Origin of the sequence: Pseudooceanicola atlanticus, from assembly GCF_000768315.1 — a bacterium.
Taxonomy (GTDB): Bacteria; Pseudomonadota; Alphaproteobacteria; order Rhodobacterales; family Rhodobacteraceae; genus Pseudooceanicola; species Pseudooceanicola atlanticus.
Genome location: NZ_AQQX01000004.1, coordinates 182,462 through 195,351 on the forward strand (window position 1 = coordinate 182,462; position 12,890 = coordinate 195,351).

The 12,890-nt window shown below is 65.4% G+C and carries 17 protein-coding genes; 5 read left to right on the forward strand and 12 right to left on the reverse strand.

What is annotated here, in order from left to right; genetic code table 11:
* The first annotated feature begins 37 nt into the window (after positions 1-37).
* A complete protein-coding gene (locus ATO9_RS12000; protein WP_043749141.1) occupies positions 38-649 on the forward strand; it encodes a hypothetical protein in 612 nt (203 codons plus the stop codon).
* Here ATO9_RS12000 and ATO9_RS12005 read toward each other — a convergent pair.
* The 4 genes from ATO9_RS12005 to ATO9_RS12020 all read right to left on the reverse strand — a co-directional run bounded on the left by ATO9_RS12005 (position 646) and on the right by ATO9_RS12020 (position 4,723).
* Positions 646-1,656, reverse strand: a complete 1,011-nt coding sequence (locus ATO9_RS12005) for a GGDEF domain-containing protein (protein WP_052418274.1) — start codon at positions 1,654-1,656, stop codon at positions 646-648. The two genes, ATO9_RS12000 and ATO9_RS12005, sit on opposite strands and share 4 nt — an antisense overlap.
* Entirely contained in the window at positions 1,653-2,252 is a 600-nt protein-coding gene (locus ATO9_RS12010; RefSeq protein ID WP_043749143.1) for a heme NO-binding domain-containing protein, read from the reverse strand. Before ATO9_RS12010 ends, ATO9_RS12005 begins: the two co-directional genes overlap by 4 nt.
* A 111-nt stretch (positions 2,253-2,363) precedes the next feature.
* Positions 2,364-3,923: a trimethylamine methyltransferase family protein gene (locus ATO9_RS12015; protein WP_043749145.1), complete on the reverse strand. Its 1,560-nt coding sequence runs from the start codon at positions 3,921-3,923 to the stop codon at positions 2,364-2,366.
* A 107-nt stretch (positions 3,924-4,030) separates the two neighbouring features.
* Positions 4,031-4,723, reverse strand: coding sequence for an HAD family hydrolase (locus ATO9_RS12020; RefSeq protein ID WP_202902133.1), 693 nt, complete (start codon positions 4,721-4,723; stop codon positions 4,031-4,033).
* 128 nt (positions 4,724-4,851) lie between these two features.
* Between ATO9_RS12020 and ATO9_RS12025 the strand changes: the two genes are divergently transcribed.
* Positions 4,852-5,337 carry a MarR family winged helix-turn-helix transcriptional regulator gene (locus ATO9_RS12025; protein WP_043749759.1) on the forward strand — a complete coding sequence of 162 codons (486 nt, stop codon included), beginning with the start codon at positions 4,852-4,854 and terminating at the stop codon, positions 5,335-5,337.
* 17 nt (positions 5,338-5,354) lie between these two features.
* Here the strand turns inward: ATO9_RS12025 and ATO9_RS12030 are convergent, their stop codons facing one another.
* Positions 5,355-5,633: a DUF3572 domain-containing protein gene (locus ATO9_RS12030; protein ID WP_043749150.1), complete on the reverse strand. Its 279-nt coding sequence runs from the start codon at positions 5,631-5,633 to the stop codon at positions 5,355-5,357.
* A 125-nt stretch (positions 5,634-5,758) separates the two neighbouring features.
* Between ATO9_RS12030 and ATO9_RS23480 the strand changes: the two genes are divergently transcribed.
* Entirely contained in the window at positions 5,759-7,195 is a 1,437-nt protein-coding gene (locus ATO9_RS23480) for a diguanylate cyclase (RefSeq protein WP_052418275.1), read from the forward strand.
* A 20-nt stretch (positions 7,196-7,215) separates the two neighbouring features.
* Here ATO9_RS23480 and ATO9_RS12040 read toward each other — a convergent pair whose 3' ends face one another.
* The 4 genes from ATO9_RS12040 to ATO9_RS12055 form a co-directional block, all read right to left on the reverse strand.
* Positions 7,216-7,719 (reverse strand): periplasmic heavy metal sensor, encoded by a 504-nt coding sequence (locus ATO9_RS12040; RefSeq protein ID WP_043749151.1) that lies wholly within the window; start codon positions 7,717-7,719, stop codon positions 7,216-7,218.
* On the reverse strand, positions 7,716-8,102 hold the full coding sequence (locus ATO9_RS12045) for a hypothetical protein (RefSeq protein ID WP_043749154.1): 387 nt from the start codon (positions 8,100-8,102) through the stop codon (positions 7,716-7,718). Before ATO9_RS12045 ends, ATO9_RS12040 begins: the two co-directional genes overlap by 4 nt.
* Positions 8,095-8,691, reverse strand: coding sequence for an RNA polymerase sigma factor (locus ATO9_RS12050; RefSeq protein ID WP_043749157.1), 597 nt, complete (start codon positions 8,689-8,691; stop codon positions 8,095-8,097). Before ATO9_RS12050 ends, ATO9_RS12045 begins: the two co-directional genes overlap by 8 nt.
* 101 nt (positions 8,692-8,792) lie before the next feature.
* Complete coding sequence (locus tag ATO9_RS12055) at positions 8,793-9,326, reverse strand: EF-hand domain-containing protein (RefSeq protein ID WP_052418276.1); 534 nt, start codon at positions 9,324-9,326, stop codon at positions 8,793-8,795.
* A gap of 301 nt (positions 9,327-9,627) precedes the next feature.
* Here ATO9_RS12055 and ATO9_RS12060 point away from each other — a divergent pair, with 301 nt between their 5' ends.
* On the forward strand, positions 9,628-10,020 hold the full coding sequence (locus ATO9_RS12060) for a DUF983 domain-containing protein (protein ID WP_238318741.1): 393 nt from the start codon (positions 9,628-9,630) through the stop codon (positions 10,018-10,020).
* 48 nt (positions 10,021-10,068) lie between these two features.
* Entirely contained in the window at positions 10,069-10,803 is a 735-nt protein-coding gene (locus ATO9_RS12065) for an NUDIX hydrolase (RefSeq protein WP_043749163.1), read from the forward strand.
* A gap of 21 nt (positions 10,804-10,824) precedes the next feature.
* Here ATO9_RS12065 and ATO9_RS12070 read toward each other — a convergent pair whose 3' ends face one another.
* The 3 genes from ATO9_RS12070 to ATO9_RS12080 are packed head-to-tail and all read right to left on the reverse strand — an operon-like array spanning position 10,825 to position 12,834.
* On the reverse strand, positions 10,825-11,679 hold the full coding sequence (locus ATO9_RS12070; RefSeq protein ID WP_337588276.1) for a DMT family transporter: 855 nt from the start codon (positions 11,677-11,679) through the stop codon (positions 10,825-10,827).
* Positions 11,680-11,729: 50 nt separating this feature from the next.
* Positions 11,730-12,638 carry a fatty acid desaturase gene (locus ATO9_RS12075; protein WP_043749167.1) on the reverse strand — a complete coding sequence of 303 codons (909 nt, stop codon included), beginning with the start codon at positions 12,636-12,638 and terminating at the stop codon, positions 11,730-11,732.
* The gene (locus tag ATO9_RS12080; protein WP_043749169.1) at positions 12,631-12,834 is read right to left on the reverse strand and encodes a DUF2061 domain-containing protein; all 204 of its coding nucleotides are present in this window, start codon (positions 12,832-12,834) and stop codon (positions 12,631-12,633) included. Before ATO9_RS12080 ends, ATO9_RS12075 begins: the two co-directional genes overlap by 8 nt.
* Positions 12,835-12,890: the final 56 nt, after the last annotated feature.

The window sequence follows — 12,890 nt, forward strand, 5'->3', positions numbered from 1 at the left end:
TGTTGACCGTGCGGTTGGTTGTCGATGAACATGGCGCATGCAAGTTGCCTACCTCACACTCCACACCGCGCCCAACCGTGCCAGTGATCTTGCCAGCGCGGTCTCGGACCTGGGGCGGCAGCCTATCGTAACCGCCGGGTTCGTGCCGCAGATCGGGGACAGCATCAATCGGCTCTACCTGCTGCTGCGCGCAACCACGGCGGCGGAAATCGACGCGCAAGTCTCTGAAATCATGGCTCTCTCCGACGTGACGCAATCCGGTCTCCACGCGCTGTCACCGGTGCAAGAACGCGCCCTGACCCTGTTGAAGGCGGACAGCGCCATGTACACCAACCGCTGGTTTCATGTCCGAGCCGACGGGGCGGCGGCGTTCGAAGCCGATACCCAGTCCGCCTGGGACGCGTTCGAAAGCGGCACTGAGTCCGGTGTTGTCGGCCTGTGGAAGAAAGCGGAATTGGACGGAGTCGTCAGCTATCTTCTGATCGCACGCTACGCCGATTTCGCCACGTGGGAGCAGTCGAGGTTCTGGAACCGGCCCGCCGCGGAACAAAGTGACGACTGGGTCGAGAAATTCCGCCGCCGTCGTGAGAAAATGGTAGATTCCTCTGTCATTGCAATGCGTTGCGCCATGGTGACGGGCACGGTCTAGCGGCCTTGCGCCAGAACCTTCCTGTCCTCCGCCCGGTGAAACCGATGCTGCGCGCGCCCGGCATGTTTGGCGTCATAGAGCGCTACATCCGCATCGGCCAGCATCACCTCGGCCCGCGGATTGGCGTAGTCGGTGGAGAGCGTGGTGCCGAGAGAGGCCGAGATATGGCAGGGCTGCCCCTGGAAAATGATGGGCTGTTCCAGCCGGTCGATCAGGCGGCGAGCCAATTCCTCGATCCGGGTGCGATCGCATAGGGCATGGAAAATAAGGACAAATTCGTCCCCCCCTACGCGGGCGACAATGTCGTCGCCGCGGGTTTCCTCGACCATGATACGCGCGACGGTTTCGAGCACATGATCGCCCGCCGCATGGCCCATCGTGTCGTTGACCGTCTTGAAATAGTCGAGGTCGAGATGCATCAGTGCGAATTCCTGCCCCGCATCGATCAATCTGTCCAATACGTGATCCAGCGCACGACGGTTCTTCAACCCGGTCAGCGTGTCGGTAAATGCCTGTTCTTCCGCGGCAATCTTGGCGATCTGCAACTGGCGGGTCAGCTTGCGAGAGGCCTCCATCGCGGCGGATTTCGCCTCTACCAGGAAAAGCATTTCCACTGTCGGGTCCGTCGCCGCGAAATCGGCATTGGTCAGCGCGTAGTCGCGCACCGCATCCAGGATCGACAGCCCGAAGGACAGGTTCAGCAGCGCGCCCCCTGCCCCCCAGGGCACAAGAACCCCCTGCATATCCGTGCGGGGATTGTCGCGCATCCGCAGCCGCAGGCGCGCCTTCTGGCCATTGGCGGCGCGCAGGTCCTTCATCGTGGCGATGTGGCGCGGATGGGTCATCTGGAACAGTTCAAGAAACCGTTGGCCCGACAATGACTTGTGCGGCCAGAGCTTTTGCAGCGTCGGGCCGGTATGGCGGATATGGCCAGTCGCATCGACAAGGCAATGCATCGGGCAAAGCACATCCAGCGCGGCCAGGACATCGGGGTCAGAAAGGCTCATCCGCTGCGCGCCCCCAATTCGAACCGGCGGCCTTCGGCAAAGGCGGCTTCGACGAGGGTGATCTCGATCTCTTCCCGGCCCTGGGTCACGCCGCGGTGGTCGAGCATGACCAGCGCCCCGTAGTCGTCCGCCATGGCACGCAGGATGCCGACCATGACATGGCCAAAGCCCGGCCCGATCCCCATCCGGGCGGAATCGACGCTGAGCACAAAACGGCCATCCGCCTGGGCCCGCAATTCCAGCTGCGGCAGGATCAGATCCGACACGGCCAGTTGCGCACGCCCCGGCAGGTCGTCGAGAGAATGCAGGAAATCCTCGTAACAGATACCGGCGAAGCGCAGGAGGCGGCGTAGCGCCTCAACATTCGGGTCGGAGACGAGGTAAGTCCCCAGATCCTCAAGCAAAACGGCGCGCGGCTTGACCAGTTCGACAGATATCGCATCAAGCACGGCAACGGTGATCTTGTCCTCGTAGATCAACATCGCCTCGAAATCCGGGAAGGCCAGGCCTGCACGACGCACCACGGCCTGCCAGATATCCGGCCCGTAAGTGTCCCGCACGAAACACTGGATCGCCCTGTTCATCAGACCGTGCATGTGGTCCTGCCTCATCCTTCTGTTGCGGGGATGATGGCGGCAGGGATTTAAGATTGACCGAACATACTCAATTGTCACGAAATTGCGCGCCCCGGCCTTTCGGACAGGCGGTCAGAAATCGGTGGGCGCGCCGCCCTCGGCCTTGCGGCGTTCGGTGAATTCGGTCAGCGCGGCAAGGTTCGCATCGGGCATCGGTGGCGGCGTGAATTCCTCCATGATGGCCTTGAACATGACGTGGGCACGTTCGGCCGTCCACATGCCGCCCTTGGCCTGCCAGCCCTCGAAATTCTGCCATTCACTGACCGATGGCTGCCAGAAGGCAGTGGCGAACCTGTCCTGCGTGTGCTGGATGCCGAAGAAATGTCCGTTCTGGCGCACCTCCGCCATCGCTTCGAAGGCCAGGTCGCCCGGCTCCGTCCGCCAGAGACTGGGGTCGAAATAGCGTTGGATTTGGCTCAACACCTCGCAATCCATCACGAATTTCTCGGGCGAGGCGATCAGCCCGCCCTCCAGCCAGCCGGCCGCGTGGTAGATCAGGTGGGTGCCCGACTGCACCCCGGCCCAGAGCGAATTCGAGGTCTCCCACATCGCCTGCCCGTCCGGCACGTTGGCCGCACAGGCGCCCGAAGACCGCATGGGCAGACCGTAGAACCGGCACATCTGGCCGGTGATCTGCGTGGCGCGCATGTATTCGGGCGTGCCGAAGGCCGGCGCGCCGGATTTCATGTCCACGTTGGAGGTGAAAGTGCCGAACACGCAGGGTGTTCCGGGCCGGACATACTGGGCAAGCGCAATCGCCGACAGGCCTTCGGCGAGCGATTGCGCCACGGCCCCGACCATGGTGACGGGCGCCATGGCCCCGGCCAGGGTAAAGGGCGACACGATCAGCGCCTGCCCGCGCCGTGCCATCCGCATCCATCCGTCCAGCATCGGGTAATCGTGCTTGAGCGGCGAGGTGGAGTTGATGTTGGTGAACATGTGCGGGCTGGCGCGGAACTCGTCCTCCGTCAGGCCGGCGGCGAGGCGCACCATCTCCATCCCGTCCTCGATCCGCTCGGTGCCGAGCGCATAGGCATGGGGCACCTTGTCGGTCAGCGTCAGCTTGTCATAGACCGCGTCGAGATGGCGGATCGACGGGTGCAGATCGACGGGTTCAACCGGGTAGCCACCGATGAAGTGGATGCAGTTGAAGTATTGGGAAAGCCTGAGGAAGTCGGCGTAGTGCGTGCGCTGGCCGGGGATTTTCCGCCCCAGTTCAAGATCCCAGTAATTGGGCGGAGAGGACACGTTGCCGAACAGCACGTGATTGCCGCCCACCCTGACCTGATGCGCCGGGTTGCGCGGGGTCATGGTGAATTCGGACGGCGCGTGGGACAGCATCTCCATCACGAAGTCGCGGCCCATATAGACGATCTCTCCGTCCACACGGCAGCCGGCTTCGGCCAGGATCCGACAGGCTTCGGGGTTCAGGAAGGCGACACCGATCTCTTCCAGCACGCGCATGGCAGTGTCGTGGATCGCCTCGATCCCCTCCTGCGGCATGGGCTCGGTGGGGCGGTCGGGGTTGACCGGAACGTGCCAGGGGGCCTGCGTGACAATTGCGGGTCCACGACGCGCCGCATGCCCGGCCCGTCCGCCGCTGCGCCGCTTTTTCTTGAGCTCAACATCCATGCCTGACCCTCCGGTTGGATCAAGCAAACGCGCTTCGCCGTCGCCGCTCTGGCCGTTTTGCGACACGATCCGTCGGTTTTGACCCGCGCGGGGGTGGGAATTTCGCCTCAGGCAGCGTCGAGCCAGTCGGGCAGATGGCCGATATGGGGCAGGATCACGTCGGCATGGGGCGACAATTCCGCCGGTCCCGCCAATCCCGTCAGAACGGCGATTGTGACCATGCCGGCGGCGCGCCCGGCGATCAGGTCATGAGTGCTGTCGCCGACCATCGCCACGCGGGCCGGGTCCAGGCCACAGGCCGACGCAAAAGCCAGCAGCGGGGTCGGCGCGGGTTTCGCGCCATGTCCGCTATCGAAACCGATCAGCATCCGGAACCTGTCGGCCACCCCCGCCGCGCCCATATGAGCCCGCGCCGCATATTCGGAATCGTTGGTCATCACCCCCAGTTGCAACCCGCGTCCCGCAAGCTCTGCCAGCAGCGGCTCGAGCGGCACCGGCGGCTGCAAGGGGGCAGAGGCGGCGCGGATCATCATCTCCTGCTCCAGCTCATCCACATCCCGCCCGGGAAGCGCGCTGGCGATGCATTCCGCAGCTTCGCGATTGGTCCCGGCGATGATCGGGCTGGTCGGCGCGAACTGATCGGTGGCCAGGTCGAAATGCGCGGCGTCGGCAATGCGGCGGGCCAAGGCGTCATCGCCATCGGCCAGGTCGCGGATCAGCGACGCCGCCCAGGCGTTCCACGTGGCCGCGAAATCGAACAACGTGCCGTCCTTGTCGAAGAGAATTCCATCCAGTTTCATCACCCTGTCCCCGCCTGCCCTGCTTGCCTGTAACCCCTGTCATCAGCGGAGAGATCCGGCGATGCGCGGCGAAGATGCGCTGCCCGGGACGGCTTGACAACCGTGTCGCCGTGCGGCCCTCTCGCCATATGGCTGTTTCCGGTTCCGACCACCCCGTTTCGTCCGAAAATGATGCGCCCTACCGGCTGCATGAATCGCTGGGCTATCACCTTTCGCTGGCCGCCCGCCTTCAGGAACGGCGGCTGGAAGAGCGCCTGCGCGAGATCGGCCTGAACCGCACGACATGGTGTGTCCTGCTCGCCGTCGCCAATGAGGGCCTGTCGCAACCCTCTGATATCGCGGAGTTTGTCGGGATCGACCGCACGGCCACCTCGCGTGCCCTGCGCGGGATGGAGGCCGATGGCCTGTTGGCGCGCCGCTCGGGCAAGGAAGACCGCAGGACGCGGCAGATCACGTTGACGCCCAAGGGCGAACGCGCGGTTGCCGAGGGCACCCCGCATGCCCGCGAAAACGGGCGCGTGATCGCCGGACAGCTGAGCCCCGAGGAACATCAGGACCTGATGCGGATGCTGCGGCAGTTGATCGACGAAAACCCGGGGTTGTCGACGCTCTGATCCAGCGGCGGCAAGCGTCAGGTCCAGTGGACCTGTTCGCCCCCCGGCAGCGCGGCCCGTGCCCGCATCGGAACGTCATAGGCCAGCCCCTGCGCATCGCAGCATTCCACCACCCAGGCGTCATCCATCAGCAGGAAATCGAGCACGGACCCCAGGAATTCCGGCTCTGCGGCGCGGTCGCGCAGCTCACCCTCTCCGACACCGGTGGCGCCCAGGAAGACAGGCAACAGCTCGTCATTGCCAATCAGCCAGGCCAGGCAGCCAAGCGCGGCGGTTTCAGCCTGTTCCTGTTTCATCCGATACCTCGTTGACCTAGCGGAATGTCGCCGATTTCAGAAAGTAGCCGAAGCTATGGCAACGCTTTCTTAACCAGTTTCAACAAATGATCACCACACGCAATCTTGCGCAAGGCGGAGGCAGAATGCCCGGACGTATCCTGATAGCAGATGATCGATTTGCCTCGCGGCTGATGTTGAGCGCGCTGTTCGGCGGCGCCTATTACGACATCCTTCAGGTCGATCGCAGTGACGCGGTACTGCCCACGGCACGGGCGGAGCGTCCAGGTGCCATCGTCATTTCCGACTGGATCGCCGGCGAAGGCGCGCGCAGCTTGTGCGACGCGCTGCGTCGTGATCCGGCAACGTCGGATATCCTGCGCATTGTCGTGACGGACCGGATCGACCACGGCCGCAACGCCACGCTGATCGACGCGGGCGCCGATGACGTGATCGCGCGGTCCTGCCCGGACGAGGAATTCCTGGCCCGGATGACCCGCCTGCTGCAACACAAGTCGCAGCTTGCAGAATTGCAATTACGCGATGTCGCCCCCCGCCCGTCCGGGCTGGCCGAATTCGACGCCCCGTTTCACGGCCCCGGTCGGATCGGCCTCCTGTCCTCCCGGCCAGAGGCGCAGGCCTGGGTCACCGACCTGCACAAAGTATTGGGCCGAGAAATCTCGGCGAAGCCGGATCTTCTGAGGGGCGAGTCAGAGCTTCCGTCCGGCACGGACGTCCTGCTGATCGACTCCGAGACGCTGGGCACGGACAGCACCCTGCGCCGCGTGGCCCAGACCATGCGCCTGTCCGAAGCACGGAGGCCGCAGGTCATTGTCCTGAGCGATCCGAACACGCCCAGCCTCGCGCGGCGGGCGCTGGAAATGGGCGCGCACGGCATCCTGCACACGCCCTTCGACCCGGACGAAGCCACGGCCCGCATCCGCCTGCACCTGCAGCGCCGGACCGAATTGACCCGCCTGCGTGCGCGGCTGCGCAACGGATTGCGCTCGGCCCTGCTGGACCCGCTGACGGGGCTCTACAATCGCCGCTATGCCCTGCCCCGGCTGGACCAGCTGATGCAGGAGGTGCGGGCCGATCAGAGCCCCGCAGCGCTCATCATGGCCGATCTCGATCACTTCAAGTGGATCAATGACACCCATGGCCACAGCGCCGGCGACACGGTTCTGGCCGCCGTCGCCAATGTCATCCGGTCCCAGATCGACGGGATGGGCTTTGCCGCCCGGATCGGCGGAGAGGAGTTCCTGCTCGCCCTGCCCTCGGCCGGGAAACTGGCCGCGCTGACGCTGGCCCGCCGGATCAAGGCAGAGGTGGAGGGGATGGTGACAAAAGCCCCTGCCGGGCAAGAGGACCTGAAGGTGACGCTGTCGATCGGTGTCGCGATCATCACGCCCGATGCGCTGATCCCGGGCAGCACCGCATCCAAGGAAACCGCACGCTTCATGGCCCAGGCCGATGCCGCGCTGTACGAGGCGAAGCAGAAGGGCCGCAACCGGATCTGCGGCGATGTCGATATCGTCACGCGTGGCGGCGTGTCGCCCGGCAAGCTGGCCCTGCGCGGCTGACGCCGTCGCGGGCCAGGCGGTCAGTCGCGGTCGTACTTGCGCGGCGGCTTGCCCTCGGCCATCCGCTGAACTCCCTCCTCCAACCGGTCCGCAAAGGCGGCACGGTCCTCGGCGCTCATCTCCACGATCCGCTCCATCAACAGCCGTTGGCCAAGGGCGATGCGGTCCGTGGCCGCGTTCAGCTGGCGATCGAGCGATGCCTGGACCCGCGCGGCATCGAAAGGATTTGCCCGCAGCGCTCCGATCACGTCGCGGTAATCCGCCGCGATCTCTTCGCGCGAGGGGCGGTCCTTGCGGTATTCGCGTCGCAGCGCCTGGCCAATGGCATGGCGATCCTCGTGGGTAAGCGCAAAGGTCAGCGGCCCGCCCATCCGGTCGACACGCGGCACGCGACGGTCCGGGCGGTCGTTCAGGAAATGCCCGACCACCGCGCCTGCCACCAGCAGGTTCAGCGCCAGCGACACGAACAGAACGATCCGAAGCAGGCCGCGACGTCGAGGTTTTTCAGGGGTTTGCGAGGTCATGATCCCTCCGCCAGGTTGAGCGACAGCATGTAACCCGGGATCGGGTCCACGAGATAGATGTCGTCTTCGGTGGTTTCGGCCGCACCGGTCAGGTCAGAGGCCAATGTCTGCAGCATCGCCGGCGGCACCGCCCCGATCCAGAGCCCGGCCACCCCGGCCGTGGCCAGGCCGGCCAGCGCGGGCCAGCCGCCGATCGTCGCGATCAACTGGGACCAGAAGCCGCGGCGCGCAACGGGCGCCGGGGCCGCGGCACGGCCCGGTTGCATGTCCAGCGCCTGCGCGGTCATCCGCGCCAGCGCGTCGTCGGACAGTCGCGGCCTGTCCCGCCGGGCCGCGTCGAAGAAGACCTCGAGGCCTTCGGGATCATCACGTCTGTCAGTCATCGTCACGGTACCCCAGTGTTTCCTTGAGCCCCGAAAGCGCCTTGGCCAATCCCCGCTTGCCCCGCGCCGTCAGGCTTTCGACCGCTTCAACACCGATCCCCATGACATGGGCGATGTCGGGGTTGGCCAACCCCTCCAGGTGGCGCAGAACGACCGCCTGTCTCTGCCTGTCAGGCAGCGTCTCCAGCGCGTCCTGCAAGGCCTCGGCCCGCGCACGGACCTGCATCTGTTCGACCACGCCCGGCTGCCCGTCCTCGGGTTCAGGGATGGCGTCGATATCCACCGTGCCACCACGCCGACGGCGGTGGCGGTCGGTCACCAGGTTGGCGGTCACGCGATAGAGCCAGGTGGTCACCTTGGCCTCTCCCTGCCGCCAGTCCGGCGCGATCTGCCACAGGCGCATCAGCGCCTCCTGGGTGATGTCCTCGGCCTCGGCCGCATCGCCCAGCAGGCGATAGGCATGGGCATGGACAACCGGGGCCAGGCGCGCGGTCAACAGACGCGCGGCCGCCGGATCCCCGTTGGCATAGAGCACCAGCAAGGCATCGTCGTCCAGTCGGTCCAGATCGTCGAAGGGCATCTGCGTCATGTCCAGCGGGCGTAACCTGTTCCCATGGGCCGCGCAATCGGGCCCGGAGGAGGATCGGCCCCGACGCACCTGCGCCCCGGGGCCGATCCCTGCTGCTCGGCTCAGTTGTCGCGGTGACCTTTCATCCAGCGCTTGCCGTGTTCGCCATGCTCGCCGTGGCGGCGCTCCATCTTCTTGGCGCGGTCGCCGAAGCGCTCGCGGGCCTGGACCAGTTCGTCTTCCGAGATCGCGCCGTCATCGTCGCGGTCAAGGCGGGAGAACATCATCGCGCTGCGCGGCGGGTCCATTTCCTCGGCCGACAGCATGCCGTCGCCATCCGTGTCCATGCGTTCGATCATGCCCTGCATGCGGTCGTTCATCCGCTGGGCGCGCTGCGCCTCGGCACGGGCGACCAGTTCCTCGACCGACAGCACGCCATCGCCATTGGTGTCGGCCTCGGCAAAGCGGGCCGCACGGGCGGCGGTCATTTCGTCCTGGGTCACCTTGCCATCGCCATCGGTATCGGCGGCGGAAAAGTCGAACATCGGGCCACGGGGGCCGCGCGGGCCATCGCCGCGATCCTGTGCGGCCAGCGGCAGCGCGGTCGCGGTGAGGGCCAGGATCAGGGCGCCGGTCAGAACTTTTGTGCGTTTCATTTCAGATCTCTCCGTCTTATTGACTGCTTTTCAGAAGCGACCCGCGGCTCTCTCCGCTGGCCTCTCGTACACTCATACGGGGGGCGGGATCTTTTCCGTCGCGGACCTGTAGATTTTTTTCTTGGGCCCCGGACGCCCCACGGCGACAGCGCGACATCCCGACGCAAGGACATTGCGCGCACTTTCAAAACAGGGTGGGGATCGCCAGTTTGGGCCTCGTGTCGCTACCGGCACCCGGAACACTGCCTGTCATGGCCCCGCCCTGCCGCGCCTTCGCGAGGATGCAATGAAAGATACCCAGATGGTCCAAGACCCTCATCAGGTGACCGAAGAACGTCCGGTCTGGCCCGCATTGCGCCGGGGCTGGCGGCGGAAATGTCCCAATTGCGGATCGGGTCCGCTGCTGAAGGGTTATCTCAAGGTGCGCGATCACTGTCCCGTCTGTCGGGAAGAACTGCATCACCACCGCGCGGATGACGGGCCGGCCTACCTGACGATCCTGATCGTCGGCCACCTGATGGCGCCGTCGCTTCTGATGGTCTTCACGGCCTTTCAGCCCGAACCGCTGGTGCTGTTCACCTGTTTCGCTATTGGCACGGTCGCGCTCTCCCTCTACCTTCTGCCGAGATTGAAAGGGGCGCTGGTCGGGTTCCAATGGGCTCGGCTGATGCACGGTTTTGGAAAATCGCGCTGATTTCCGCCCCGCGGACCCCGGTCCGCATTCTGGGAGGAAGAGCCGTATATGAGTAGTACCGAAACCGTTTCCGCGCCGATCGACAAGTCGCAGATCCGCAACGCCGCCACCGTGATCGCCCTGCGCGACCGCAAGACAGAGCCGAAGGTCCTGATGGGCCAGCGCGGCGCCAAAGCGGTGTTCATGCCCAACAAGGTGGTTTTTCCCGGCGGCGCGGTCGATCCCGGAGACGCGGGTATCCCGCTGGCGGCCCCGATCCCGATGCCCTGCGCCGACCGGCTGGAGGAGGAGAGCGAGCCGGGCCTGGTCCATGCGCTTGGCGCGGCGGCGATCCGCGAATTGTGGGAAGAAACCGGCCTGATCCTGGGACGCCCCGGATCCTGGGCGTCACCGCCACCGGCCGATTGGGAAACCTTCGCGGCCACCGGCCATATCCCGGACGCATCCGCCCTGCGCTTCGTGTTCCGCGCGATCACACCGCCGGGCCGCCCGCGCCGGTTCGATGCGCGGTTCTTCGTGCTGGATGCGGACGAAGCGGTCGTCAGCGACCTGGACGATTTCAGCGCCGCCTGCGACGAGCTGTCGAACCTGCAATGGATCCCATTGGCCGAAGCGCGCAGCTTCGACCTGCCTTTCATCACCGAGGTCGTCTTGGCCGAAGTGCAGCAGCGCGCCTCGGATCCGACCCCGCCCGCCAGCGTCCCCTTCTTTGCCAACAACGCCGAAAACCGGGCGTTCAAGCGCCTGCGCGGCCTGGTCGACCTGAAGAACCGGCCGGACTGAGCCAGACCGGCCCTGGCCGGCTCAGGTCACCGCGACAAGTACGATGACGGAAACGGTGATGAGCGTGATGCCCACCACCTCTTTCCGCGTCACGCGTTCGTGGAAGAACAGGACCGATGCGAACAGCGACAGGATCACCTCGAGCTGGCCGAGCGCAAAGACATAGCCCGCATTCTGCAGGCTGAAGGCGGAAAACCAACAGAACGAGCCGCCCAGAGAGGTCAGGCCGATCCAGCTGGCCCGCCGCCAGGCCTTGGCCACGCGCGTGATCTCTCCGGGTTCGCGCACCAGTAGCCACGCGCCCAGGCACAGGTTCTGCACCAGCAAAACCCCGCTGAGCGCGATGAGCGCCCGCAGCCATGGCTCGCCCTCGACGGCCAGCGTCGCGCCGCGATAGCTGACGGCAGAGATCGCGAAGAACAGCCCCGACACCACGCCCAGCACCACCGCGCGCCCGGTCAGGATCGACCACCAGCTGGCGCCTTCGACCTTGGGCGGGTCCGACAGGAACAGCACGCCGAGCACCCCCAGCACCATGGCCGCGAACCCGGCCCAAGAGACGCCCTCGCCCAGGATCACGATGCCGACCAGCACGGTCAGCAGGACCTCGGATTTCTTCAGCGTGATGCCGACGGCGAAATTCCGGCTCTGGAAAAGCAGGACGACGCAGACAGTGCCGAGGATCTGGGCCAGCCCCCCGGCCACCGCATAGAGCCAGTATCCCGCACCGAAACTGGGCCAGTCGGCCAGGATGATCGCGGTCGCGACCCAGACGATCGGCGCCGAATAAACGAAGCGCGCCATCGTCGCGCCGCCCGCACTCAACCCGCTGGAGGCCATGACCTTTTGCAGCATGAAGCGGGCCGTCTGAAACACGACCGCGCCGAGGGTATATATGATCCACGCATCCATATGCGTGCTATGGGCTATTCCGCCGGCGGCTTCCAGAGCGGATGCGGAACGGGATCCTTGGCGCGCATGAAATACTTCGCGAAGATTTCCCCGTAGCTTCCATAGCGATAGCCGTCATTGCGCCGCAGGAAACGGTCACGGTTCTGAGCATAGAGCCGGGGAAGTTCGTACCACGGTCGGTTGGGATGCGCGTGGTGCACGACATGCAGGTTGTTGTTCAGGAACAGCAGCGCCAGCGGGCCGCGATCCTCGACGATGACGGTGCGGCCGCGTGCGCGTTCATGGGCGCGATGCTCCAGGAAGGTGCGGATTTTCTGCAGGGCGTGGCTGAAATAGGCGGCCAGAAGGTAGGCCCAGACCGGCATATCCGCCACCCAAGCCAGCCAGGCGATCACCGGCACCAGCGCGGGCAGATGCCAGGCCCACCCCCGTGCAACCGCGCGGTCACCGGCCCGCCAGGCCCGAAACTCCAGCCGCAGGAAGCACAGCGTGCCGATGATCGGCCCCAGGATCATCCGACCGGCCAGCGTGTTGTTCAGGCTTAGCGCAAATTGCTGCACCGGTCCGAGCGTCGTCCAGATCGCCGGGTCCCAGAAATTGCTTTCGGGGTCGTCGTATGGGTCGGTCAGGTTTTCGTCGCGGTGATGCGCCAGATGGGTGTCGCGGAACCGCAGGTAGGGCACGATCAGGCCGACCGCCGGAAAGACCAGCGCCTCGTTCAGCAGGCGGTTGCGGAACGGGTGGCCATGGATGATCTCGTGGCAGAGCGACGAATGCATGGAGATCGCGACGCCCGTCACCAGTATCGCCAGCGTCAGCGACCATTGGGCCAGCACCGTCGTGCCCAGCCCGATGGCCAGGTAGGTCAGCACGATCAGCGAAAGGGTCGGCCATTCGACCCGGCGGGCGCTGCGATCAGACATGCCGCCCCCATCCGATCCGGGCCCAGAGCCGTTCGTAGAAGGCGTACATGACAAAGCCGAGCGCCGCATTGATTGCTGCCATCGACCCGCCGACCGTGAGCGACCCGGTAAAGGCAAAGCCCACAAGCGCCATGATGACGAGCCCCAACAACGTCCAGAGCCCCGATTTCACGAGGGTGCGCAGTCGCGTTTCCATTATCCCTTATCCCCATTCCGCCGCGTTGATCGCGGTCTGCGTGGTGTCTGTCTCAG

Coding starts and splice junctions, on each gene's coding strand:
- ATO9_RS12050 (WP_043749157.1), bottom strand. CDS start 8,691: ATGACGCAGATGCCCTTCGACGATCTGGACCGACTGGACGACGATGCC.
- ATO9_RS12080 (WP_043749169.1), bottom strand. CDS start 12,834: ATGGAAACGCGACTGCGCACCCTCGTGAAATCGGGGCTCTGGACGTTG.
- ATO9_RS12055 (WP_052418276.1), bottom strand. CDS start 9,326: ATGAAACGCACAAAAGTTCTGACCGGCGCCCTGATCCTGGCCCTCACC.
- ATO9_RS12060 (WP_238318741.1), top strand. CDS start 9,628: ATGGTCCAAGACCCTCATCAGGTGACCGAAGAACGTCCGGTCTGGCCC.
- ATO9_RS12000 (WP_043749141.1), top strand. CDS start 38: ATGCAAGTTGCCTACCTCACACTCCACACCGCGCCCAACCGTGCCAGT.
- ATO9_RS12015 (WP_043749145.1), bottom strand. CDS start 3,923: ATGGATGTTGAGCTCAAGAAAAAGCGGCGCAGCGGCGGACGGGCCGGG.
- ATO9_RS12010 (WP_043749143.1), bottom strand. CDS start 2,252: ATGCACGGTCTGATGAACAGGGCGATCCAGTGTTTCGTGCGGGACACT.
- ATO9_RS12020 (WP_202902133.1), bottom strand. CDS start 4,723: ATGAAACTGGATGGAATTCTCTTCGACAAGGACGGCACGTTGTTCGAT.
- ATO9_RS12040 (WP_043749151.1), bottom strand. CDS start 7,719: ATGACCTCGCAAACCCCTGAAAAACCTCGACGTCGCGGCCTGCTTCGG.
- ATO9_RS12030 (WP_043749150.1), bottom strand. CDS start 5,633: ATGAAACAGGAACAGGCTGAAACCGCCGCGCTTGGCTGCCTGGCCTGG.
- ATO9_RS12065 (WP_043749163.1), top strand. CDS start 10,069: ATGAGTAGTACCGAAACCGTTTCCGCGCCGATCGACAAGTCGCAGATC.
- ATO9_RS12025 (WP_043749759.1), top strand. CDS start 4,852: ATGGCTGTTTCCGGTTCCGACCACCCCGTTTCGTCCGAAAATGATGCG.
- ATO9_RS12075 (WP_043749167.1), bottom strand. CDS start 12,638: ATGTCTGATCGCAGCGCCCGCCGGGTCGAATGGCCGACCCTTTCGCTG.
- ATO9_RS12005 (WP_052418274.1), bottom strand. CDS start 1,656: ATGAGCCTTTCTGACCCCGATGTCCTGGCCGCGCTGGATGTGCTTTGC.
- ATO9_RS23480 (WP_052418275.1), top strand. CDS start 5,759: ATGCCCGGACGTATCCTGATAGCAGATGATCGATTTGCCTCGCGGCTG.
- ATO9_RS12045 (WP_043749154.1), bottom strand. CDS start 8,102: ATGACTGACAGACGTGATGATCCCGAAGGCCTCGAGGTCTTCTTCGAC.